The organism is Pseudactinotalea sp., assembly GCF_048594945.1.
Lineage (GTDB): Bacteria > Actinomycetota > Actinomycetes > Actinomycetales > Beutenbergiaceae > Pseudactinotalea.
Window position 1 is genome coordinate 1 of the sequence record NZ_JBMDXJ010000525.1, and the last position, 22,186, is coordinate 22,186.

General features: G+C 69.8%; 20 protein-coding genes. 6 read left to right on the top strand and 14 right to left on the bottom strand.

Features of this window, described 5'->3' with window-relative positions:
• The 4 genes from ACOJSN_RS23700 to ACOJSN_RS23715 all read right to left on the bottom strand — a co-directional run.
• Window positions 1-1,586 (bottom strand): sensor histidine kinase (locus ACOJSN_RS23700; protein ID WP_420114946.1); only part of this gene is annotated, 1,586 nt, incomplete at its 3' end.
• An 82-nt stretch (window positions 1,587-1,668) separates the two neighbouring features.
• Complete coding sequence (locus ACOJSN_RS23705; RefSeq protein ID WP_420114947.1) at window positions 1,669-2,397, bottom strand: hypothetical protein; 729 nt, start codon at window positions 2,395-2,397, stop codon at window positions 1,669-1,671.
• Between the two features lie 26 nt (window positions 2,398-2,423).
• Window positions 2,424-2,891 carry a hypothetical protein gene (locus tag ACOJSN_RS23710; protein WP_420114948.1) on the bottom strand — a complete coding sequence of 156 codons (468 nt, stop codon included), beginning with the start codon at window positions 2,889-2,891 and terminating at the stop codon, window positions 2,424-2,426.
• A gap of 10 nt (window positions 2,892-2,901) precedes the next feature.
• Window positions 2,902-3,897, bottom strand: coding sequence for a peptidoglycan-binding protein (locus tag ACOJSN_RS23715; protein WP_420114949.1), 996 nt, complete (start codon window positions 3,895-3,897; stop codon window positions 2,902-2,904).
• A 119-nt stretch (window positions 3,898-4,016) separates the two neighbouring features.
• Here ACOJSN_RS23715 and ACOJSN_RS23720 point away from each other — a divergent pair, with 119 nt between their 5' ends.
• Window positions 4,017-4,193: a hypothetical protein gene (locus tag ACOJSN_RS23720; RefSeq protein WP_420114950.1), complete on the top strand. Its 177-nt coding sequence runs from the start codon at window positions 4,017-4,019 to the stop codon at window positions 4,191-4,193.
• 73 nt (window positions 4,194-4,266) lie between these two features.
• Here ACOJSN_RS23720 and ACOJSN_RS23725 read toward each other — a convergent pair whose 3' ends face one another.
• The 3 genes from ACOJSN_RS23725 to ACOJSN_RS23735 form a co-directional block, all read right to left on the bottom strand.
• Window positions 4,267-6,267, bottom strand: a complete 2,001-nt coding sequence (locus ACOJSN_RS23725; RefSeq protein ID WP_420114970.1) for an ABC transporter ATP-binding protein — start codon at window positions 6,265-6,267, stop codon at window positions 4,267-4,269.
• Between the two features lie 59 nt (window positions 6,268-6,326).
• Entirely contained in the window at window positions 6,327-8,066 is a 1,740-nt protein-coding gene (locus tag ACOJSN_RS23730) for an ABC transporter ATP-binding protein (protein WP_420114951.1), read from the bottom strand.
• Window positions 8,067-8,221: 155 nt separating this feature from the next.
• Window positions 8,222-8,845 (bottom strand): TetR/AcrR family transcriptional regulator, encoded by a 624-nt coding sequence (locus ACOJSN_RS23735; RefSeq protein WP_420114952.1) that lies wholly within the window; start codon window positions 8,843-8,845, stop codon window positions 8,222-8,224.
• A 100-nt stretch (window positions 8,846-8,945) separates the two neighbouring features.
• Here ACOJSN_RS23735 and ACOJSN_RS23740 point away from each other — a divergent pair, with 100 nt between their 5' ends.
• Window positions 8,946-10,661 (top strand): MDR family MFS transporter, encoded by a 1,716-nt coding sequence (locus ACOJSN_RS23740; RefSeq protein ID WP_420114953.1) that lies wholly within the window; start codon window positions 8,946-8,948, stop codon window positions 10,659-10,661.
• Between the two features lie 21 nt (window positions 10,662-10,682).
• Here the strand turns inward: ACOJSN_RS23740 and ACOJSN_RS23745 are convergent, their stop codons facing one another.
• A complete protein-coding gene (locus tag ACOJSN_RS23745) occupies window positions 10,683-10,997 on the bottom strand; it encodes a MerR family DNA-binding protein (protein ID WP_420114954.1) in 315 nt (104 codons plus the stop codon).
• A gap of 37 nt (window positions 10,998-11,034) precedes the next feature.
• Between ACOJSN_RS23745 and ACOJSN_RS23750 the strand changes: the two genes are divergently transcribed.
• The 4 genes from ACOJSN_RS23750 (at window position 11,035) to ACOJSN_RS23765 (ending at window position 16,725) form a co-directional block, all read left to right on the top strand.
• Window positions 11,035-11,985, top strand: a complete 951-nt coding sequence (locus ACOJSN_RS23750; protein ID WP_420114955.1) for a zinc-binding dehydrogenase — start codon at window positions 11,035-11,037, stop codon at window positions 11,983-11,985.
• A 211-nt stretch (window positions 11,986-12,196) separates the two neighbouring features.
• On the top strand, window positions 12,197-14,155 hold the full coding sequence (locus tag ACOJSN_RS23755; protein ID WP_420114956.1) for a penicillin-binding transpeptidase domain-containing protein: 1,959 nt from the start codon (window positions 12,197-12,199) through the stop codon (window positions 14,153-14,155).
• A 26-nt stretch (window positions 14,156-14,181) separates the two neighbouring features.
• Window positions 14,182-15,552 (top strand): cryptochrome/photolyase family protein, encoded by a 1,371-nt coding sequence (locus ACOJSN_RS23760; protein WP_420114957.1) that lies wholly within the window; start codon window positions 14,182-14,184, stop codon window positions 15,550-15,552.
• Window positions 15,553-16,725: a Gfo/Idh/MocA family protein gene (locus ACOJSN_RS23765; protein ID WP_420114958.1), complete on the top strand. Its 1,173-nt coding sequence runs from the start codon at window positions 15,553-15,555 to the stop codon at window positions 16,723-16,725.
• A 3-nt stretch (window positions 16,726-16,728) separates the two neighbouring features.
• Here ACOJSN_RS23765 and ACOJSN_RS23770 read toward each other — a convergent pair whose 3' ends face one another.
• From ACOJSN_RS23770 to ACOJSN_RS23795, 6 genes are all read right to left on the bottom strand, one after another.
• Window positions 16,729-17,322 carry a hypothetical protein gene (locus ACOJSN_RS23770; protein WP_420114959.1) on the bottom strand — a complete coding sequence of 198 codons (594 nt, stop codon included), beginning with the start codon at window positions 17,320-17,322 and terminating at the stop codon, window positions 16,729-16,731.
• Between the two features lie 13 nt (window positions 17,323-17,335).
• Window positions 17,336-18,130 carry a hypothetical protein gene (locus tag ACOJSN_RS23775; RefSeq protein WP_420114960.1) on the bottom strand — a complete coding sequence of 265 codons (795 nt, stop codon included), beginning with the start codon at window positions 18,128-18,130 and terminating at the stop codon, window positions 17,336-17,338.
• 30 nt (window positions 18,131-18,160) lie between these two features.
• On the bottom strand, window positions 18,161-19,054 hold the full coding sequence (locus tag ACOJSN_RS23780; RefSeq protein ID WP_420114961.1) for an aminoglycoside phosphotransferase family protein: 894 nt from the start codon (window positions 19,052-19,054) through the stop codon (window positions 18,161-18,163).
• 238 nt (window positions 19,055-19,292) lie between these two features.
• A complete protein-coding gene (gene pdxA, locus ACOJSN_RS23785; RefSeq protein WP_420114962.1) occupies window positions 19,293-20,294 on the bottom strand; it encodes a 4-hydroxythreonine-4-phosphate dehydrogenase PdxA in 1,002 nt (333 codons plus the stop codon).
• Window positions 20,291-21,388 carry a four-carbon acid sugar kinase family protein gene (locus ACOJSN_RS23790; RefSeq protein ID WP_420114963.1) on the bottom strand — a complete coding sequence of 366 codons (1,098 nt, stop codon included), beginning with the start codon at window positions 21,386-21,388 and terminating at the stop codon, window positions 20,291-20,293. The genes pdxA and ACOJSN_RS23790 overlap by 4 nt, the downstream gene beginning before the upstream one ends.
• The gene (locus ACOJSN_RS23795; protein ID WP_420114964.1) at window positions 21,385-22,161 is read right to left on the bottom strand and encodes a DeoR/GlpR family DNA-binding transcription regulator; all 777 of its coding nucleotides are present in this window, start codon (window positions 22,159-22,161) and stop codon (window positions 21,385-21,387) included. The genes ACOJSN_RS23790 and ACOJSN_RS23795 overlap by 4 nt, the downstream gene beginning before the upstream one ends.
• Window positions 22,162-22,186 lie beyond the last annotated feature (25 nt).

Genomic DNA, 22,186 nt, shown 5'->3' on the forward strand with positions numbered 1-22,186 from the left:
ACGAAGCTCGCGCCGCGGCCGGGTTCGCTGCTGACCGTGATCTCTCCACCATGCGCTCGCACGATGTCACGGCTGATCGCGAGGCCGAGTCCACTGCCGTGGACGCTGGACTTACGGACACCGTCGGACCGGTAGAAGCGGTCGAACACGTGCGGGAGGTCTACCTGCGCCACGCCAGGTCCGTCGTCTCGCACCACCAGCCAGGCATGGTCGCCGTCGCTCGCGCAGCCGACCTCGATCCGGCCGCCGTCGCGCCCGTACTTGATCGCGTTGCCGATGAGGTTGTCCATCACCTGCTGGATGCGGTGCGTGTCAATGACAGCCACCGTGGGTTCGACACCCGCGACGTCGATCGTGACCAGACGTGCGGCCGCGCGAGTCTGCGCCGACTCGACGGCGGCCAGCACCGGTTCGGACAGCTCGGCCGCTCTCGGCTCGATCCGCAGCGCGAGCCCCATCCGCGAGGTTGCGGACGCCGCCAGCACGTCGGTCACCAGGGCGAGCAGCCGCTCCGCGTTCCGCTCGGCGACCGCAAGGCTGCGCCGTGTGGACTCTGGCAGGTCGTCCTCGCTGGCCAGGTCGAGGTAGCCCAGGATCGAGGTGAGCGGAGTCCGGAGCTCATGCGAGACAGAGTCGACCAGATCCTCACGTGATCGCAGTGCGAGCAGCTCGTCAGTGACCTCGCGCGTGACAACGATCCGGCTACCGGCAGCGCCGCCGGCTGGGTCTGCACGTGCAGTGAACTGCATGGCGGTGCGGTCAGGCGCCCCCGGATCGCCGTACCAGACCAGGGCGTCGTCAAAGGTCTCGCCCTGCATCGCACGTGCGATCGGTTCGTCCGCTGCCGCCAGTGCCGTGAGGCCATCAGCGTCGTAGACGGCGGCCCCGGCGCGGAGCTGCTCTAGCCGGTGGTGGGCGTCGTTGGAGATCGTGATGTCGCCACGGTTGTCGAACCCCACCACGCCGAAGTCGACAGCGTCGAGCACGTCGGTGACCAGCGCCTCCTGGCGTTGCGCTCGTGCGGTCGCCCGACGCAGCACGACCGACTGCCGCTGCAGCAGATCGCGCTGAGCACGCGATCGTCGTCGGATCACGTAGGTGACGCAGGCAAGGACCGCGATGGTCGCGGGAAAGATCATGGCCAGGTCGGCGTTGACCGGTGAGGAGCCCATCGAGCCGAGCAGCCAGTAGGCGGTGGAGACGGCGACCACGGACGTGATGGCGCCCGGCACGCCGAAGGCCCAGACTGCCCAGATCGTGGGGAAGGCCCACAACAACCCCAGCCCCGCGCTCGGGCTCGCCTCCCGCAAGAGCCCGACCGCGATCGCGTCCAGTGCCGGGAGTACCGCGGCGGCCCAGTGGGGAAGCCGGCTCCACGGCGCCACCAGCGCCACAGCCGTCGCGAGGATGGTCACCATCAGTCCGAGTGCGAGCAGGGTCGGATGGCGGATCTCGCTGGCCACGGTCACCACGGCGATCCCGAAGAGCAGCACGCCGGCCAGCAGCAGCTGGATCGCCCGGATCGTGCCCGGCATCATGTCGGCATCACGACCGCCGGGCGCCGCGACCGAGGAGGCGAGCGTCATGATCGTGACGCTATCGGACCCGTGTGGCGCGGCTGCGGGTGCGGCACCCGTCGATGAACGGCGGCTCCCTCGCGGGATCGCCTCAGGAGTCATCCCGCTTCGGCTTCGGTCGCACGGGGCGCCGCAGCGCATCGGCGAACCACCCCTGCACGCCGGGCTTCCCGGCGCCAAGGCGCAGCACCTCGTCCCTGTCCGGTCCGCCTGGCACGCGGCGCGGCAGCGAGTCGGAGGAGACGATCCACGTGGGGAGCCCCAGCAGTCGCAGCACGCCGGTGAGCCGCTCCGACTCGTTGGTGTCCTCGCCGAGCTCTTCGTCAAGCATCTCGCCGAGCTTGCCCTCCTCGTCCTCGGCGGCGAACGCCGAGAGCAGCGAGACCGCCACCATCTCGTTGTCCGCGAACGCTCCTGCACCCATGACCGGGTTCCCGAAGTCGTCGAGCGTGATCCCTCCCGGCTCATCGTCCTCGTCCGGCGGGTCGGAGTCGTAGGGCGGCAGCACCTCGTCGGCGTCGAAGCCCCACAGCCGCAGCCGCGAGTCCTTGTCCACCTCGGCCGCGAGCGTCACCACCCCGAGAGTGGCTGCCAGTTCGCGCGCGACGTCGTCGATCCGCCGCTTCTTGCCGGCCACCTTCGCCAGCGGGTTGCCGGCTACCGCCAACACCCACGTGCCCTCCTGCGGGCCGACGTAGCCGGTGAACCGCATCTCGCCGAGCGCCGCGATCACCCGGTCACGCTCCGCCGCCGCGTACACGCCGCTGTAGCTGAGACCCGCCTCGCCCTCGCCGATGCTGATCGGCCCTGGTGGATACATGCGCTCAGTCTCCCGCTCAGGGTGCCTCAGCGGGGCGGGAATCGCCCGAATGCCCGGAATCCGACCCAGGCGCAGACGCAGCACAGGAACGCCCAGAGCACACTGACCACCATCGTCACGATGCGGCTCCACTCGATCTCAGCGATGCCGCCGGGGAATCCGGTCGCCAGCACGAGGAACAGCAGCACCCACATCAGCGATGCCACGATCAGCAGCACCGCCCCGCCGCGCCGCGCCTTCCGCAGCAACGGGATCGCGATGCCCGGCAGCGCGATGCCCGGGATCATCAGCAGGAACGAGAACAGGAACCCGAAAATCTGCCCGTAGCCGTGCGGGTCTCGGTTGACCGGCACCGGGATCTCCACCACCAGGCCGAAGAACAGCACCCCCACGAACACGAACGGGCTCGCGAGCTGCACGAACGCCGCCGTCACAGAGCGTCGCCGATCCTCCCGTGCCGGCGGGGTGCCGGGGTCCGCGTAGGTCGGCTCCATGCTGACGAATCTACCGGCGTGCCATCCGGCGCCGCACGAGCAGCAGCGCCGCGAGCCCCGCGCCCGCTGCACCGAGCGTCCCGATCAGCACGCCCACAGCCGGCAGTCCGTTCACCGATCTCGCCGTCCCGATCAGTCTCGTCGCCTCGGTCGGCACGATGTCCGGAGCGCCCGACGGCGCAGCCTCTGTGGTCTCCTCCGTCGCCTCGGTGGTGGGCTCGGTGGTGCTCGGCTCCGACTCGGCGGCCTCGTGCTGCGCCGCGAGCGCGGCCTCGATCGCCTCAAGCGTCTGTGGGCCGGCGAGGCCATCGGCCTGCAACCCCGCATCCGCCTGGAACTGCGCCACGCGGTCCCGGGTGTGCGAGCCGAAGTCACCGTCGGACACCACCTCGTAGCCGAGGGCTGCGAGGTCCTCCTGCAGCGCGCGCACGTCTGCTCCGGACGAGCCCAGACCGAGCCAGCCGTCCGGGACCGAGGGGGGCTCCGCCGTCGTGGGTGCCGACGAAGCCGCGGAGGATGCCGACGTGGTCGCCTCGCCCGGGGGAGTCGTTGCTGCGTTGCCGCCCGGGTAGTGCGCGAAGACCTCCACGAGCCAGCCTCCGCCATCGGCATCGGTCGCGTATCCCACGCCGATGTGCGTGAAGTCGCCCATGATGTTCGCGCGGTGGCCGGGCGAATTCATGAGCTGGGCGTGCATCGCCTGCGCCGAGGGCGCAGAGTTGAAGGCGACGTTCTCCGCGGCCGAGGTCCAACCGCCCGGGATCTGCGACGCATAGCTCGGGTTGTGACTGAGCTCCCGAACCTCGGCGAGGTGCTCCGCCCAGGCCTGCGCCACGCCGTCGAGCCCCGAGTGGCCGCCGAGCGCGCTCAACCCTTCGGCGCCGCGCGAACCGTTGACCAACGCCGCGACGTCACCGCGGAACGACGCCCACGCCGGCGTCACCAGGGCGAGGGCCAGCGTCAGCGCGCACGCCATCGAGGCGAGCAGCCGGTGTCGGGTCGGCATCGGACCACGATAACGGCACGGCGGTGTCCGGTTCCGGTGCCAGCGAACTCCCAGGCTCGTGCCGGGCAGTCGCCAGGTTCTCCGGTGAGAGTGGCCTCACCGACCCCGAGGAGCACCTGATGACGAGCATCGTCCGGTCCGACCGCGGGTCCACGAACGCCCAGGAGCCGGCGGCCGAGGACGCTGCGGCTGCCGCTGCTGACCGTCAGGTACCTCCCCCGTTGCCCCGACGGTCAGGACGCGCCGTGAGCATGCTCGCCACCGCCGCCTCCTGGGACCAAGCCCCCGGGCACTGACGCCCGACCGAGCGCACGCCGCCCCGGCGCCGTGCGCTCGCGCTACGCACGAGCCCACGACGCCGCAACCGGGTCAGGCCGGAGCAGGCCCGGAATCGTCGGCCGGAGCCGGGGCGAGGCTGCCCATCGGCGCCCCGCCAATCACCGCGGAGTCGGTCTCCGGCTCCTCGTGGCCACCGAGGAACTGCGTCATGTAGAGGTCGTGGTAGGCGCCCTTCGCCGCGAGGAGCTCCTCGTGGTTACCGCGCTCCACGATCCGGCCGTTCTCCATCATGAGGATGGTGTCGGCGTCACGGATCGTAGAGAGCCGGTGCGCGATGACGAAGCTGGTGCGGTCGGTCCGCAGCGCGTTCATCGCGTGCTGCACCAGCAGCTCGGTGCGGGTGTCCACGCTCGAGGTGGCCTCGTCGAGGATCAGCAACGAGGGGTTCGCCAAGAATGCGCGCGCGATCGTCAGCAGCTGCCGCTCACCCGCAGAGACCGACCCGCCCTCCGTGCTGACCACCGTGTCGTAACCGTCGGGGAGCTGTCGCACGAACCGGTCCACCATGGTGGCCTCGGCCGCGGCGATCACCTCCTCGTCGGTCGCATCGAGGCGGCCGTACCGGATGTTCTCCATGATCGTGCCGTCGAACAGCCAGGTGTCCTGCAGCACCATCCCGACCTTGCTCCGCAGGTCGGCCCGGCTCAGCTTCGTGATGTCGACGCCGTCGAGCAGGATCCAGCCGCCGTCGAGCTCGTAGAAGCGCATCACCAGGTTGACCAGCGTCGTCTTGCCGGCGCCGGTCGGGCCCACGATCGCGACCGTCTGCCCTGGTTCCACCCGGAACGTCAGGTCCTCGATCAGCGGCACCTCGGGCGAGTAGGAGAACGTGACGGCCTCGAACGCGACGTGACCATCGGTGCGAGGCGGCAGGCTCGACTCCGCGGTGTCGGGCTCCTCCTCGTCGGCGTCGAGCAGCTCGAACGTCCGCTCGGCCGAAGCCACACCGGAGATCAGCATGTTCGCCATACCGGCGACCTGTCCCAGCGGTTGGGCGAACTCGCGCGAGTACTGGATGAACGCCGTGGCGTCACCGATCGTCAGCGTGCCCGAGGCGACCCGGAGCCCGCCGGCCACGGCGATCAGCACGTACTGCAGGTAGTTCACGAACTGCATCAGCGGCATGATCATCCCGCTGACGAACTGGGCGCCGAACGAGCTGGAGAACAGCGTGGCGTTCCGCTTGTCGAACTCCTCGAGCATCTCCTTGTCACGGCCGAACACGCGCACGAGCTCCAGGCCGGAGTACGACTCCTCGATGTGCCCGTTGAGCTCGCCGGTGCTCTTCCACTGCTGCGTGAACAGCTTCTGCGAACGCGACCCGACCACGCCGGCGATGATCGCCGACAGCGGCAGCGCGATCAGCGCCAGCAGCGCCAGCTGCCAGGACACGATGAACATCATCACGCCGATGCCGACGATCTGCAGCAACGACTGCACCAGCTGGCTGAACGCCTGCTGCAACGCCTGCTGCATGTTGTCGACGTCGTTCGTGACGCGCGACATCAGGTCACCGCGCTGGCGGGTGTCGAAGTAGGAGAGCGGCAGACGGTGCAGCTTCTCCTCGATGTCCTCGCGCAGGTGGTAGATGACGTCCATCACGATGCGGTTGAGGATGAACCCCTGCGCCCACATCAGTACCGACGCCACGATGTACAACCCCAGCACGATGAGGATCAGCTCGCCCAGTCGTGCGAAGTCGATCCCGACGCCCGGGATGATCCCGGCCGCACCCTCGAGCATGTCGGCGAAGTCGTCCTGACCCTGGGCGCGCAGGATCTCGGCGACGTCGGCCAGGCTCATGCCTTCGAACTGCGCGAGCGAGCGTCCGATCGCGCCGTCGAAGATCACGTCCATCGCCTGCCCGAGGATCTTGGGGGCGATCACTGTCAGCACCACCGACGCGGTCACCAGCAGCACCACGATCGCGAACCTGATCTTGTACGGCGCCATCAGGCCGAACAGCCGCTTGGCCGACGGCCAGAAGTTCTTCGGCTTGCGCGCTGGCGCGCCCTCACCGAAGGCACCCATGTCGTCCTCGCCGGGGACGTACTCGTCCTCGACGAGCTCCTCGGTCTCGTTCGGTGCGGTCACTGTCCGGCTCCTGCGATGCTCATCTGGGACTCGACGATCTCTCGGTAGGTCTCGTTGCTCTCGAGGAGGTCGTCGTGCGTGCCTTGCCCGACCACCGCGCCATCCTCGAGAACGATGATGTTGTCGGCCTGCTGGATCGTGGACACCCGCTGCGCCACGATGATCACCGTGGCGCCGCCGGTCGCCTCCCCCAGCGCCGCTCGTAGCCGCGCGTCGGTGGCGACGTCGAGTGCGGAGAACGAGTCGTCGAAGACGTACACCCGCGGCTGGGCCACCAGCGCCCGCGCGATGCAGAGTCGTTGCCGCTGCCCGCCGGAGACGTTGTTGCCGCCTTGCGCCACGCGCGCATCGAGCTCGCCGGTCTTCTCGCGCACGAAGTCGGCGCCCTGGGCGACCTCGAGTGCCTGCCAGAGCTCCTCGTCGGTGGCGTCGCCCTTGCCGAACCGCAGGTTCGAGGCGATCGTGCCGGAGAACAGGTAGGGCCGCTGCGGGACCAGGCCCACGACCTCGGCGATCTGGTGACGGGTCAAGGAGTCCACCGAGACGCCGTCGATCGTCACCGAGCCCGACTGCGGGTCGAACAGCCGGGGGATCAGCTTGACCAGCGTGGTCTTGCCCGAGCCGGTCGATCCGACGATCGCCGTGGTGCTGCCCGGCTCGGCGACGAACGAGACGTCGTCGAGAACGGGGCGCTCGGCGCCCGGATACCCGAAGGTGACATGGTCGAACACGACACGACCGCCGTCGGGAAGCGGGCCGGCGGGCCGCTCACGGACCGGCATCGAGGACTCGGTGGAGAGCAGCTCCTCGATCCGCTCGGCGCAGACCACGGCGCGCGGGATCATCATCACCATGAACGTGCCCATCATCACCGCGACGAGGATCTGCAGCACGTATTGCAGGAACGCGCTGAGCTGGCCCACGTTCATCTCGCCTGCGTCCACGCGGTAGCCGCCGAACCACAGCACGGCGGCCGTGACGATGTGGAGCACCATCATGATCGTGGGGAACATCAGCACGAACACGTTGCCGACCCGGATCGAGGTGTCGGTGATCGCCTCGTTCGCGACCTTGTAGCGGTCGCGCTCGAACGGCTCGCGCACGAACGCGCGGATCACGCGCAGGCCCACGACCTGCTCCCGCGTGACGTCGTTGATGCGGTCGATCCGCTCCTGCATCTGCCGGAACAGCGGCATCAGCACACGGACCAGCAGGCCCACGATCACGAACAGCACCGGCACCGAGACCCACACCAGCCAGGAGAGCCCGGCGTCTTCACGGAGCGCCATGATGATGCCGCCGATGCACATGATCGGTGCCGACACCATGAAGTTCAGCGTCATCAGCACGAGCATCTGCACCTGCTGGACATCGTTCGTGTTGCGGGTGATCAGTGATCCGGTGCCGATCGAGGAGATGTCGAGCGCGCCGAGGCTGTCGACCTTGCTGTAGATCGAGCGGCGGATGTCGCGGCCGACCGCCATGGCGGTCTTGGCGCCGAAGTAGACGCCGGCGATCGCGGTGATCGCCTGGATCGCGCACCAGGCCAGCATCTGCCAGCCGAGGTCCCAGATCAGCGGGACGTTGCCGCTGCTGACGCCCTCGTCGATGATCCGGCCGTTCAGGCTGGGGAGGTAGAGCGCCGCGATCGTGGAGATGAGTTGCAGCACGAAGACCGCGGCCACCCACATCCGGTAAGGCGCGGCATAGCGCAGGGAGAGTCGAAGAAGAGTCATAGGTCGCAGTCCGCGATTCAGTGCTGGTGTGGCGGGTGGGCAGGTTCGGGTCGGCAGTGCTCGTTGAGGCTAGACCCGAGGTCCGACACCACGCATCGTCAAATAGGCGGAGATCTGATCAGTTCGCGCTCGGCGTAGTTCCGCCGTGCGGGGGATCAGGAGATCGCTTCGAGGTGGCCGAGGCTGTCGAAGCACTCGGCGAGGACCTCGACGAAATCGCGGTGCTGACCGCCGGCCAACCACAGGCCCATGGCGGTGCGCTTGGCCACCGTGGCCACCCCCGCGATCAGGTGCGGTCGCGGATCGATTCGTGGGTCCACGCCGAGCCGCTCGGCCAGGATCACTGCGACCTGGTGGTCGGCGGCGAGCGAGGCGCCCACCAGTCGTGCCCCGAGCTCCGGGTAGTGCTTGATCACCTGGGCGCGCAGCCGCCAGAAGTCGGTGTCGCCGGCGATCTGCTGCGCACGTTGCAGCTGGACCGTGCGCAGGGCCTGCAGCGGCGACTCTTCGGGCGGTCGCTCAGCGATGGCCGCCAGCGTCTCCTGGAGTGCCTCGGGGTCGGTCGTGGACAGCGCCTCCTCTTTGGAGGCGAAGTAGTTGAAGAACGTGCGCGTGGACACGTCGGCAGCGGCGGCGATCTCCTCGACGGTGGCTTCGTCCATACCCCGCTCGGCCACGAGTTCCAGCGCCGCGCGCTGCAACGAGCGGCGGGTCGCACGCTTCTTGCGCTCGCGCAGGCCCGGCGCTGCGGGCGCCTCGGGCTCAACCGTCTGTGTCACGGATCTCAACCTACTACATGAGATGCAAGATTGCATTGCGTGCAAGTTTAAGAGTACGGTGAGTCAGTTTCCGCGATCGAGAGGATGGCGTCAGCCACTCATGAGCACCCCCACCCGTGCTGCCAGGACGACAGCAGCCCCCAGCAGCGCCCCCGCGGCTTTCCACCTCAGCCCCGAGGCGCGCGCCGTCTTCATCGGTCTGATGATCGGCATGTTCGTGGCCGCCATCAGCCAGACGATCGTCTCACCGGCCCTGCCGATCATCGTCGCCGAGCTCGGCGGCATGGAGCACTACTCCTGGTTGGCGACCTCGGCGATGCTGGCCAGCGCCGTCGTGGTGCCCGTGGTCGGCAAGCTGTCCGACCTGTACGGCCGCCGCCCGTTCTACATCGCGGGCCTCGTGGTGTTCATGCTCGGTGCGGTCCTGAGCGGTCTCGCGCAGAACTTCTGGTGGCTGGTGGGCGCGCGCGTGATCCAAGGCCTCGGCATGGGCACGCTGATGCCGCTCTCGCAGGTCATCATCGGTGACCTGATCCCGCCCCGCCACCGTGGCAAGTACCAAGGCATCATGGGCGCTGTCTTCGGCATCTGCTCGATCGCCGGACCGCTCGCCGGTGGCTTCATCACCGACCACTGGGGTTGGCAGTGGCTGTTCTTCGTGGGTATCCCGTTCGGGCTCGCGGGCTTGTTCTTCATCGTGAAATACCTCCACCTGCCGCACACCCCGCGCAAGGCCGTGATCGACGTCTGGGGCATCGTCACCCTGACCGTCGCGCTCGTCACGATCCTGCTCGCCACCTCGTGGGGTGGCACGACCTACCCGTGGTCGGACTGGCACGTGCTCGGGCTGTACGGGGTCGGCGTTGTCGCGCTGGTCGCGTTCGTGCTGATCGAGCGGCGCGCGGTCGAGCCTGTGATCCCGCTCCGGCTGTTCCGGAACCCGACCTTCACCGCATCCAATGTGGCGAGCCTCGCCGTCGCCATGGGCATGTTCGGTGCGATCTTCTACATCCCGGTCTATGCCCAGGGCGTGCTCAAGGCCAACGCCACCAGCTCGGGCGCGATCGTGATGCCGATGAGCCTCTCGATGATCGTGCTCAGCATGGTCATCGGAATGCTGATCACCCGTACCGGCAAGTACAAGGCGTTCATGGTCGCGGGCACCGGGCTCATGCTCGCTGGGTTCGGGCTGCTCACGCAGCTGCACTACGGCAGCTCGTATCTGCAGCTGACGGTCGCGATGGTCGTGCTCGGCCTCGGCCTCGGCGCCACCATGCAGACCTACACACTCGTGGTGCAGAACACCGCCGAGCGCCGCGACCTGGGCATCGCCACCTCGGCCACTCAGTTCTTCCGGTCCGCCGGCGGTACGGTGGGCATCGCGGTCCTCGGCACCGTGATGGCTGGGCGCTTGCAGACGGCGATCGGCGAGCACCTCGATCCGGCGGTCGCCGCGCAGATGCCCGAGGGCACCTCGATCGGCATCGACGCCGTGCTCGACCCGTCGGTCCTCGCCCAGCTTCCCGACCCGGTCGAGGAAGCGATCCGGCTCGGACTGGCCGATGCGCTGCACCAGGTCTTCCTCGTGGCGATCCCGCTCGTGCTGGTCGCGTTCGTGGCGACGCTCTTCATCAAGGCCGTGCCGCTGCGCGAGACGCTGCACGACGAGCCCGGTGAGAGCGGTGAAGCCACCGTCGCCGATGAGATCGCCGCCGAGGCCGCGCACCTCGCCGACGACGAGGTGATCGAGGACGCCCCGCACTCCGACGGCGATCTCGACGACGACCTCGGCCAGCGGGAGCCCGCGCGCACCTGAGCGCCTCGCGCCGGGGGCTGACTATTCAGCAGGCCCGGTTCGCCGGCCGAGCATCCGGACCGGGCCTGGTCCGTGGTCGCTGAGCTTGTCGCCGCGATTGGCGAGCGTGCACGAGCGCATCGAGAGGCAGCCGCAGCCGATGCAGCCGTCGAGGGTGTCGCGCAGCCGCTCCAGCTGGGCGATGCGATCGTCGAGCGACGTGCGCCAGGATCGGGACAGTCGGGCCCAGTCGGCCTTGGTGGGGCTGCGCCCCGCCGAGACCGCGACGCCCGCGCGATGGGCGACCTCGCCAGGAGCCAACGAGCGGCTCCGCATCTCACGATTGACGTCCCGCATTGACCTCAACTCTAGTTGAGGTTGTCGGATAGGGTCCATGCACGCGATCCGCCATCACGCCTTCGGTCCCGCTGACGTCCTCGAGCTGGAGGAGGTCCCCGACCCTGTCCCCGGTCCGGGGCAGCTCCGCATCGCCGTGGAGGCGGCCGGTGTCCATCTGCTCGACACCTCCATCCGAGCAGGCCAGGCGCCGCCGACCTTCGCCGTGCCGCCGCTGCCGATGGTGCCCGGACGGGAGGTAGCCGGGAGGGTGGATCAGGTTGGTCCCGGGGTCGACCCGAGCTGGGTCGGCATGGACGTCGTTGCACATCTCGGGCCACGAGGAAGCGGTGGCTACGCCGAGCTGGCCGTGGTTGAGGCGGTGCGTGTGCACGAGCGGCCGGGTGGGATCGATGCGCCGACAGCCGTGGCCGCGATCGGCACCGGGCGCACCGCTGCCGGCATCCTCGACCTCGCCGGACTGACTGCGGACGACGTCGTGGCTGTCACCTCCGCCGCCGGCGGCCTCGGTGTGCTGCTGATGCAAGGGGCGCGCAACGTCGGAGCGCGTGTGGTCGGGCTCGCCAGCGGCTCCAAGCTCGACGTCGTGCGGCGATTCGGGGCCCACACCGCGATCGACTACCGGAATCCGGACTGGCCGGCGGAGCTGCGTGCCGCCGAGCCGCGACTGACAGTCCTCCTTGACGGCGTCGGCGGTGACGTGCCGCGCACGCTCCACGCAATGCTCGAGCCCGGCGGTCGGATGATCCGGTTCTCGGCGGATCAGGAGGGCTATGACGCCCCGGACCGCGACGTCGTCGACGTGCTGGGTCCAGCCATCACCGACCGGCTCGCCGAGCTGGAGCAAGCAGGGTTGCAGGCCGCCTCCGACGGCACCCGCGTGCCCTACGTGGGCACTGTGCTGCCGCTGGCCGAAGCCGCACGTGCGCATCGGTCCCTCGAGACTCGGCGGGCGCTGGGGAAGGTCGTGTTGGTAGTCGGCTGGTGACCCCGATCACCGCCGCGTCCATGACCCGATCACCGTGGCGGGGCGGGTACGGGCGCATCACCATCGGCGTGTTCGCGCTCGCGACCGCACCTCCCGATGGCGCCGGCCGCGCTCGGGCTGATCTCAGCCGCTCGGCTCCGGTCGTGAAGGTTCGGTGGCGCCCTCGTGCGCCGACTCGGTGAGCCCCGGCAGCCGCTCTAGGGTGAGGCGCATGCGCTCCTCTCGCGGCATCGTCGCCCTCTGCACGATCGTGCTGGCCACCATCGGGCTGACCGCCTGCAGCGACGACTCCCCGCCCGACCCCAACGATGCCGCGCGGGCCCTGGCCGAGGATCTCACGGACGGCACCTTCGATACCGCCCCGATCGACGACGCTGCCGCGGCCGGCGACGAGTTGGCCGCCGTGCTCGGCGAGCTCGCCGAGTTCCCGCGCACGGTCACCGCCGAGGAGGCCGGCGAGGTCACAGATGCCGACGGCGGAACGGACCATCTCCGGGACGTCCCGTTGGTCTGGTCGTTCGACATGGGAGAGGGCGCCGACCCTCTCGAGTACACCTCCCACGCCCGCCTCGAGCTCATCGGCGAGGACCCGGCCGAGGCGACCTGGACCGCGGTCTGGCATCCCGCCGTCGTCCATCCCGACGCCCTCGAGGAGTCCGCGATCGAGATCAGCCGCGTGGCTGCCGAACGCGGCGAGGTGACCGGGCGCGGCGGTGAGGTGCTGGTGACCGAGCGGCCCGTGATGCGGATCGGGATCGACAAGCAGAACCTCGAGGAGGACGAGTACGAGGACGCGGCGCAAGCGCTGGCGGAAGGTCTGGCGCTCAACGATGAGCAGGGCTACGTGGACCGGGTGCTCGCGGCTGGCGAGAAAGCCTTCGTGGTGGCCATCACGATCCGTGCGAGCGAGGCTAACACCTACCACGTGGACGACCTCAGGATCCTGCAGGGCGTGCTCGTGGTGGACGACTTCATGTGGCTGGCGCCCACCCCGAACTTCGCCCGCCCGCTGCTGGGGACCGTGGGCGAGGCGACGGCGGAGATCATCGAGAACTCCGAGGGCCAGATCGAGCAGGGCGACCTCGTGGGTCTGTCGGGGCTGCAGCGCTCGCTCGACTCCTCGCTGCGTGGGACACCCGGGCTCGAGGTCACATTGACCGGAACTGGCAGCGGCGACGTCTCGCTCTATTCGACCGACCCGGTCGACGGCCAGCAGGTCGAGCTGACGCTGGAATCGACGTTGCAGGCCTATGCCGACGACCGGCTGGCCGATGTGGCGTCACCGAGCGCCATCGTGGCGCTGCAGGCCTCCACCGGCGAGGTGCTCGCGGCGGCGTCCGGCCCCGGCGGTGAAGGCTTCAACACGGCCACGGTCGCGCAGTACCCGGCCGGGTCCACCTTCAAGATCGCGACAGCGCTCGCGTTGCTGCGCGCCGGTATGACGCCCGACTCCGAGGTGCCGTGCACGCCCACGATCACCGTGGACGGGTACGAGTTCGAGAACTACCCCGGCTACCCGAGCGGTTCGGTCGGCACGATCCCGTTGAGCGAGGCGATCGCGCAGTCCTGCAACACGGCGCTGATCGCGCAGCATGAGGAGATCTCGGCCGCCGACCTTCACGATGCGGCGGCGAGCCTCGGCATCGGCGCCATGATGCCCACCGAGCAGCAGTGGCCGTTCCCGTACTTCCCCGGCACGGTGCCGGATGACGCGACCGGGACCACGCACGCTGCCGACTTCATCGGGCAGGGCGGCGTGCTGGTCTCGCCGATGGCGATGGCCGGCGTCGCCGCGTCGGTGGCGGCCGGGAAGACCGTCAACCCGACCCTGATCGTCTCCGACAGCCCCTACGCTCCGTTGGATCCGGCCACACCGCTCACCTCCGCCGAGGCCACCCAGCTGCAGCAGCTCATGTACGGGGTTGTCGAGAACGGCAGCTCCACATTCCTGCAGGAGGTGCCTGGCGACCAGGTGGGAGCGAAGTCAGGCACGGCGCAGTATGGGACCGACGACCCGCCCGCGACGCACGCCTGGATGATCGCCTTCCAAGGCGACCTGGCCGTGGCCGTGTTCGTGGAGGAGGGCGACTACGGCACCGCCACCGCCGGCCCGATCATCGAGGACTTCCTTACGCTCGCGGCCGAGACCGACTGGGCCGAGACCGCCTGAGTCCCCCGAGGCGTTAGCGTGATCGGGTGACCTCGCCGGTGCGTGTCCTGTGGTTCCGCCGCGACCTGCGGCTGCACGATCACCCTGCCCTGATGGAGGCTGCCGACGGCGGTGACGTCCTCGCGCTGTTCGTGCTCGACCCCCGACTGCTCGACGGCGGTGCACCGCGAGTGGCGTACCTGATTCGCGCCGTGCGCGCCCTGGCCGAGGATCTTGCCGGTCGCGGTGCCACGCTCGTGCTACGGACCGGCCGGCCAGAGACGGTGGTGCCGGAAGTCGCGGCTGAGGCGGGCGCGGAGTCGGTGCACATCAGTGCCGACTTCACTCCGTACGGTTCCGCGCGTGATCGTCGGGTCGAGGACGTGCTCGAGGTGCCGTTGGTACGCACGGGCTCTCCCTACGCCGTCGCGCCCGGCCGGATCGTCAAGGCCGACGGCGACCCGTACCAGGTCTTCACTCCGTTCTATCGGGCGTGGCGTGACCACGGCTGGCGCGCTCCGGCAGACTCCGAGCCGGACAGGATCAGCTGGCGGTCAGCTGCCTCCGAGGACCTGCCGGAGGAGCCTGCGCACGAGGCCACACTCCCGCCTGCGGGCGAGGCGGCCGCATCGTCGCAGTGGCAGCGCTTCCTCGACGACGACCTCCCCGGCTACGACCAGGATCGCGACCGCCCGGATCTCGACGTGACCTCCCGGGCGTCGCCGCACCTCAAGCTCGGCACCATCCATCCGCGGACGATGCTCGCCGACCTCGGCCGGCGGCGCAGCAACGGGGCCGAGGCCTACCGCAGGCAGATCGCGTGGCGTGAGTTCTACGGGGCGGTGCTGCACTTCTGGCCCGGATCGGCTCACGGCTACCTCCACGACGAGCTCGCCTCGATGGCCTACGACACCGGCGCCGAGGCCGACACCGCGTTTCGAGCCTGGCAGCAGGGCCGGACCGGCTACCCGCTCGTCGACGCCGGGATGCGGCAGCTGCGGCATGAGGGCTGGATGCACAACCGAGTGCGGATGCTCGCGGCCTCGTTCCTGGTCAAGGACCTGCATCAGGAGTGGACGCGGGGGGCAGCCCACTTCATGGACCACCTCATCGATGGCGACCTCGCCAACAACCAGCACGGCTGGCAGTGGGTCGCCGGCACTGGGACCGACGCCGCGCCGTACTTCCGAGTGTTCAACCCGGTGCTGCAGGGGGAGAAGTTCGACCCTGACGGCACGTACGTCAAGCGATGGGTGCCCGAGCTTGCAGAGCTGTCCGCCGCTGTCGTCCACCACCCCTGGGACGCCGATGGCGGCGTGCCGGATGGGTACCCGCATCCCATCGTCGACCACGCTGAGGAGCGTCGCGAGGCGCTTGACCGGTACCACGCGGCGCGAGACGCCGGAAGGAGAGCATGAGTGAGTGACCTACGGATCGGTGTCGTGGGAGCCGGAGCACGCGTCGGCCTGGTGCGCCACCTGGCGGGTGCGGGTGGCGAGGTGGTCGCACTCGCCGACCCGGATCAATCGGGGGTTGAGCGGCTGGCAGCGCAGATCGGCCGCACCGTGCCACGGTTCGACTCGGTCGCCCAGCTGGTGACCGATGGGCCTCACCTTGATGCCGCGATCGTGCTCACGCCCGACGACACCCACGAGGAAGTGGCGGTCGCGCTGCTCGAGGCCGGGGTCGCCGTCTACCTCGAGAAGCCGATCGCCATCACGACCGAGGGAGCCGACCGGATCCTTCAGGTTGCGCACCACACGGGCGCCAAGCTGTACGTGGGCCACAACATGCGGCATATGCCGGTGATCCGTCAGATGAAGGCCATCATCGACCGCGGCGACATCGGCGAGGTGAAAGCGGTCTGGTGCCGCCACTTCGTGGGCGACGGCGGCGACTACTACTTCAAAGACTGGCACGCCGAGCGGGCGCGCACCACGAGCCTGCTGCTGCAGAAGGGCGCGCACGACCTCGACGTCATCCACTGGCTCGCCGGCGGAGTGGCACGGGACGTCGTAGGGATCGGCGACCTCGCCCTCTACGGCGACATCACCGACCGGCGCGACAACTCCGGCCGGGTGATGCAGGACTGGTACTCCCTGGACAACTGGCCGCCCAGCAGCCAGACCGAGCTCAACCCTGTGGTCGACGTCGAGGACATCTCGATGGTGATGGGGCGCCTCGACAACGGCGTGCTCATCAGCTACCAGCAGTGCCACTTCGCGCCCGACTACTGGCGCAACTACACCGTGATCGGCACCGAGGGCCGCCTCGAGAACGCCGGCGACGGCGGTGGAGGCGAGATCCGCGTGTGGAACCGCCGCACGGCGTACTCCGAGCGTGGCGACGTGCAGTACCCGATCGAGGGTGCCGACGGCGGGCACGGCGGTGCCGACCCGCTCACCGTGGCCGAGTTCTGCGACTTCGTGCGGACCGGCTCGCCGACCGACACATCACCGGTGGCGGCGAGGGACGCCGTCGCGGCCGGCGTGGCAGGAGCGACCTCGCTCCGTACGGGCAGCCAGCCCCAGCACATCTCGCCGGTGCCGCCCGACCTCGCCGACTACTACGCGCACCACCAGCAGCGCTGAGGATCAGAGCGTGAAGGTCTTGTCCTTCTTGCTCGACGCCCAGGCCAGCACGTAGGGCGAGTCCTCGCTGGGCTCGCGTGAAGCGACCAGGTGGCGTCCCGTCACGCCAAACTCCCGAGCGAAACCGCGCACTACCTTCACGCCGAGCGCCGTGTCGACCACCTTGCAGAACAGGTTGAGCACGGTGCCGGACTCGTCCGGATTGGTGCTCGCGCCGATGTCATTGCCGTCGTAGTGACCCACGCCGCGCCAGCCGAGGTACTCATCGAGCGCCTCCTGCCCCTCGTCGAACAGCCGGGAGTCCTCAGGGTCGGACAGATCCGGCGAGGCCAGCCAGACCTGCAGCACGACCCAGCCGTGGGCGTCGCCGTCCACGGGGTGGAACCCTTCGGCCGCGGCCTCCTCGGTGTAGGTGCGCATGATCTCGGTGGCGGTCGGGTAGGTGGGCCACGTGCGGCTGCGGGCGCTCGTGAAGCGATTCTTGCCCTTGCTGCCGACCTTGCCCTCGTGGATACGGACGCCGCTGCGTTCGGTCCACGCCTCGCGGTAGTGAAGTGCGCCGGCGTCGTCACGGCGGTAGGTCTTGATCATCGCCATGCGGTAGACCTGCTCACTCGCCCGGATCCGGGATCTCGACCGGCTGCCCCCACTGGGTGAAGGTGTTCGAGGTGGTGTCACTCACGCCCATCGCCGAGGCAGTGGCCACGAAGTAGACGCCGAGGTAGTCGGCGCCGAGCCACAACTGGACGTCCGTGGCGGTCACGCCGAACATCTCGATCGTTCCGGTGGGCTCCAGCAGCCAGGCGGTGTCGGCCAGCGCCTCGTCGTCGGGCACCGATTCCTGCCCGTTCATCAGCCAGCTGGTCTGAGCGAGCACGGACGCGATCGCGCGCGGGTCGCCGAACGCCCGCACCAGCTCGACCATCGTGCCGGCCATCATCTCCTCGGGGTCGGCTGAGTTCACATCACCCCGAACCCAGCCGCCGGTCTCGGTGCGCATCCAGCCGTCGTCGCCACGAAGGACCACCTCCACCTCACCCTGGACGTGCATCGAGAAGTCAGGCGTCCACTCGTACTGGGCGTAGGACGTACCGGTGGAGTTCTCCACCACGTGAGCGCCCGAACCCGCGGCGAGCATGGCGGCGGCCATGCAGTCGCCCAGCACCATGCCGTCGATCTCCTGGTCGGTCCCGAACAGGATGCCGTCGCACTCCGGTGGTGCGGTCGCCGGAGCCGGGTCGTCGTCGGTGGGGTCCTGGTCCCCGGTCGTGGTCGCCTCCGGGGTCTCGGGCTCGGTGGTCGGGTTGGGCGGCTGATCGGGGATGTCGCTGCCGATCCCGCAGGCGGTCAGGGCGGCGATCAGGCAGGCAGCGGCAACCGCCGCAGCGGGGGAGCGAGTGGCCATGGCAGGAGTATGGCGCGTCGCGTACGAGGCTCAGTCGCCCATGAGGCGGAACAATCCGTGCCGTCCCACCGCGGCGAGCTCGGGGTGGTCGTCGGAGGCGTCGAGGATCACCATCGTGAGGTGGTGCGCCCACGCCTCGGCACGTGTCCACAGCAGATCGAGGTCGAGGTGGTGGGTCGCGGCGGCGACGTACGTCTCGCGCAGCGCCGCGCCGTCGGCCCGCTCGAACCCGAGCCAGGCGATCGCGAGGTCGCACGCCGGGTCGCCGGCCGTGACGTCTCCCCAGTCGATGACCGCGGCGAGGGCGGCCCCCTCGACGAGCACGTTGAGCGGGTGCAGATCGCCATGAACCCACAGCCGTGGGCCGGGCGGATCGTCCTGGTCGACGGCGGTGTGCCACCTGGTCATCAGGCGCTCGGCATGATCCGGTGCATAGCGCGTGGTTCGCTCGGCGACCACATCGGCTCGGGTTCGCAGCGAACCGCCGCGGTACGGCGACTGCCACACGTCCTCCGGTGCCGGGGTGTGCAGCGCGGCGAGGAACTCGCCGAGCGCCACGGCGACCCCCGCCCGCTCACTCAACGGCACCGAGCCCAGCGCATGCCCCGACTGCCAGCGCAGGACCGACCATGACCACGGGTACCCCAACGCAGGGCGACCCACCCGCACGGGTGCCGGCACCGCCGTCGGCAATCTCGAGGCGAGAACAGGGAGGTAGACCTGCTCATGCTCCACCAGCTCCGCGGCGAGCGCGCGGCGCGGCATCCGCACCAGCAGGTCCTCGCCGAGGCGCAGCATCGCGTTGTCCCAGCCGTTGGCGAACGGGGTGATCGGCAGGTCCGCAAGGTCCGGGTGCTGATCGGCGAGCAGGGTGCGCACGAGCTCGGGCGTCACGTCCACCTCTGCCGCGGGGATCCGAGCCATCCCGCCACCCTCCCACTTTCAACGCTCTTCCGGCACGGCGAGGCTTTCAACGCTAATCGGGCGCCGCCCCCGCCTCGAGGCAGCGCCCTCGCCGCGCCGGACGTGCATCGAAACCCTCGTGGCGCCGAATCAGCGTTGAAATCCTGGTGGTGCCGGAAGAGCGTTGAAAGCGGTGCCCTGCCGGAAGAGCGTTGAAAGCGTCGTGGGGTCGGATCAGTGTTGAAGTTCGTGGGTGGAGTCAGGGGGTGCGGGAGGCGAGGGCGGCGGCCTGGAGCGTCGCCTGGATCATGCTGGCGTGCGTGACCACCCCCTGGCCAGCGATGTCGAAGGCGGTGCCGTGATCCACGGAGGTGCGGATGACCGGCAGCCCGACCGTCACGTTGACGCCCTCCTCGATGCCGAGGACCTTCACCGGCCCATGACCCTGGTCGTGATACATCGCGACCAGCAGGTCGAACTCGCCGCGGCTGGAGAGATAGAAGGCAGTGTCGGCGGGGAGCGGTCCCTTGACATCGAACCCCGCGCGCTGCAGCCGGTCGATCGCCGGCTGGATCTTGGTGGCCTCCTCACCGCGCCCGAACAGGCCGTTCTCGCCGGCGTGCGGGTTGATCGCGCATACGCCCACGCGCGGCTCGGCGATGCCCGCCCGCTGCAGCGCCTCGATGCCGCGGCGTACGGTGCGTTCGACCAGCGGGGGGTCGATGCGCTCGATCGCGTCGATCAGACCGATGTGGGTGGTCACATGGATCACCCGCAGCCCCGGCGTGGTCAGCATCATCGACACCTCCTCGGTGCCGGTGAGGTGCGCCAGCATCTCGGTGTGCCCGGGGAACAGGTGCCCCGCCTCGTGCAGGGCGGCCTTGTTGATCGGGGCGGTGGCGATCGCGGAGACCACGCCCGCCACGGCGAGCTTCGACGCCTCCTCGATGTAGCGGTACGCCGCGTGGCCGGCGAGCGGGCTGACCTCGCCCCACGCGAGATCGGCCGGGAGCTCGCCCACCTGAAGCACCTCGATCCGCTCCGGGCTCGGTCGCGCTTCCTGCGGCGAGGCGACCTCGTGGATCTCTGCGCGCACACCCATAAACGCTGCGGCGCGCCGCATCCGCCCGGTGTCGCCGCTGAGGACCGGTCGGCCTGCAGCCAGCACCGTCTCGTCCACGAGCGCCGCGGCGCACACCTCCGGGCCCACTCCGGCCGGATCCCCCATCGTGACGGCGATCGGGGCTGCTTGCTGACTCATCGGGGCTCCTCGTGGGGGACAGGGTGAAGGCTCTCGTGCAGGGCGACCACGGCGTCCGCCGATCCATAGCTGCCCGGCTTGGTGATCACGGTCAGTCCCGATGGGGCCTGCAGTCGGACCGCCGCATCCAGCGCGCCCGGAATCACCGTCAATGCCGTGATGGCGAGCCGGTCGAGCACGAGCCGTGCGGTGTGGCCGCCGGTCAGCAGGGCTACGGTGCGGGCCGCGTCCCGGCGTGCGATGACCGTGGCGGCGACCTCGGTCAGTGCGGTGAGCGCGTCGGTGCCGGAGCTGCGGCTGAGCACGACGCTGCGGCCCCCGCGGAGCGCCTCGTCGGCGGTGGCGATGGCCTCCGCGAGCTGCCGCGGGTGTGCCTCGACGACCTCCACCCCAGGGTGTGCAGCAGCGGCGTCGAGCTGGGCGTGCGCGGCGGCCTCGGTGCTGCCGACCACCGCGATGAGCGCCCCTCCCGGTGGCGAGACCGCCGGGGCCGCCGCAGGCGCCGGCCCCAGAAGCGCTGCCAGCAGTGCCGCCGCACCGGCACCGTCGAGACCATGGTCGACGGCGGTGCTCGCCAGCGCGTCGAGGTCACCTTCGGACTGGGCATCGGCCGCCAGCACGAGCGGCTCGCCGCCCGGTGTAGGGCGCGCGTCGTCGCGCGTGAGGAGCTGGTGGGGGACCGCCGCCAGCAGCGCGGTCATCGAGGTCGTCACCGGCCCTGTCGCGGACGGCACCTGGTGCCGACCGTCGATCACCACCCGGCCGAGGGTCGGGTTGGCGGCACAGAGCACGAGGGAGCGACCGCCGTCGAGCATCGCCCCCGCCAGGCCCGCGACCGGGCCGTGCAGCTGGGAGTCGATCTTGAGGAAGATCCGCTCGGTCACCGGCACGTGACGTAGTCGTGCACGGAGTGCGGTGCGGGCGGCCGCGTCGGTCGTGTGCCGCAGGTCGAGGTCGCGCACCACGATGTCCGCGCTCGCGGGCTCGGCGTCTCCGAGAGCCAGCGACACGGTGCGACCGGTTCGGGCAGCCAGCAGGTCGGCCACCTCGGCAGCGCCAGTCAGGTCATCGGCCCAGATGTGATGAGGGATCATGCGGGCAGGTCGGCGGTGACCGCGCGGCGTCCGCCTGCGGTGAAATCTGCGAGGAACGCCGGGTCTGCGCCGGAGTCGGTCACCAGGGTCCACGGTCCTGCCAACCGGGCCCACGAGTTGAAGGGTGCCTGCCCGAGCTTGGCCGAGTGCGCCAGCACGTAGACCTCGCGCGCGCGGCCGGCGAGCAGTTCCTTCAGGCGAGTCTGGTCGAGCTCTGCTTCACAGATCGAGCCGTCCGTGGCCACGCCATCCGTGCCGAGGAAGACGCGGTCGAACGTGAGCCGCTCCAACGCCATCTCGGTCAGCGGGCCCACGAACGCCTGCGACAGCGCCCGCAACCTGCCGCCGAGCGAGATCAGCTCGAGGTCCTCGCGCCCCTGCAGCGCCGTGATCACCGGGATGCTCGCGGTCGCCACCGTGAGGTCGGCGATCTCGGGCAGCCGGCGGGCGACCAGGCTGGTGGTCGAGCCGGCGTCGAGCAGGATGGTTTCGCCGGGCTCGATCTGCTCGGCGGCCCAGGTGGCGATCGCGGACTTGGCGGCGTATCCCTCGCGTTCGCGTTCGCGTAGCGAACTCTCGACATGTGCCTGTGGCGCGATGGCGCCGCCGTAGGTGCGTGCGAGCCGCCCTTCGGCGCTCAGCTGTGCCAGGTCGCGGCGAATCGTGGACGGCGTGACGCCGAACTGCGCAGCGAGAGCCTCCACGCTGGTCAGCCCCGTCTCGGACGCCAACGTCACGATCTGCTCTCGCCGCACTTCAGTCTTCTTGGCCATGCCTCATCCTCCTGCGCGGAACGCC

Coding starts and splice junctions, on each gene's coding strand:
- ACOJSN_RS23705 (WP_420114947.1), bottom strand. CDS start 2,397: ATGTATCCACCAGGGCCGATCAGCATCGGCGAGGGCGAGGCGGGTCTC.
- ACOJSN_RS23710 (WP_420114948.1), bottom strand. CDS start 2,891: ATGGAGCCGACCTACGCGGACCCCGGCACCCCGCCGGCACGGGAGGAT.
- ACOJSN_RS23715 (WP_420114949.1), bottom strand. CDS start 3,897: ATGCCGACCCGACACCGGCTGCTCGCCTCGATGGCGTGCGCGCTGACG.
- ACOJSN_RS23720 (WP_420114950.1), top strand. CDS start 4,017: ATGACGAGCATCGTCCGGTCCGACCGCGGGTCCACGAACGCCCAGGAG.
- ACOJSN_RS23725 (WP_420114970.1), bottom strand. CDS start 6,267: ATGGGTGCCTTCGGTGAGGGCGCGCCAGCGCGCAAGCCGAAGAACTTC.
- ACOJSN_RS23730 (WP_420114951.1), bottom strand. CDS start 8,066: ATGACTCTTCTTCGACTCTCCCTGCGCTATGCCGCGCCTTACCGGATG.
- ACOJSN_RS23740 (WP_420114953.1), top strand. CDS start 8,946: ATGAGCACCCCCACCCGTGCTGCCAGGACGACAGCAGCCCCCAGCAGC.
- ACOJSN_RS23745 (WP_420114954.1), bottom strand. CDS start 10,997: ATGCGGGACGTCAATCGTGAGATGCGGAGCCGCTCGTTGGCTCCTGGC.
- ACOJSN_RS23750 (WP_420114955.1), top strand. CDS start 11,035: ATGCACGCGATCCGCCATCACGCCTTCGGTCCCGCTGACGTCCTCGAG.
- ACOJSN_RS23755 (WP_420114956.1), top strand. CDS start 12,197: ATGCGCTCCTCTCGCGGCATCGTCGCCCTCTGCACGATCGTGCTGGCC.
- ACOJSN_RS23770 (WP_420114959.1), bottom strand. CDS start 17,322: ATGGCGATGATCAAGACCTACCGCCGTGACGACGCCGGCGCACTTCAC.
- ACOJSN_RS23775 (WP_420114960.1), bottom strand. CDS start 18,130: ATGGCCACTCGCTCCCCCGCTGCGGCGGTTGCCGCTGCCTGCCTGATC.
- ACOJSN_RS23780 (WP_420114961.1), bottom strand. CDS start 19,054: ATGGCTCGGATCCCCGCGGCAGAGGTGGACGTGACGCCCGAGCTCGTG.
- pdxA (WP_420114962.1), bottom strand. CDS start 20,294: ATGAGTCAGCAAGCAGCCCCGATCGCCGTCACGATGGGGGATCCGGCC.
- ACOJSN_RS23790 (WP_420114963.1), bottom strand. CDS start 21,388: ATGATCCCTCATCACATCTGGGCCGATGACCTGACTGGCGCTGCCGAG.
- ACOJSN_RS23795 (WP_420114964.1), bottom strand. CDS start 22,161: ATGGCCAAGAAGACTGAAGTGCGGCGAGAGCAGATCGTGACGTTGGCG.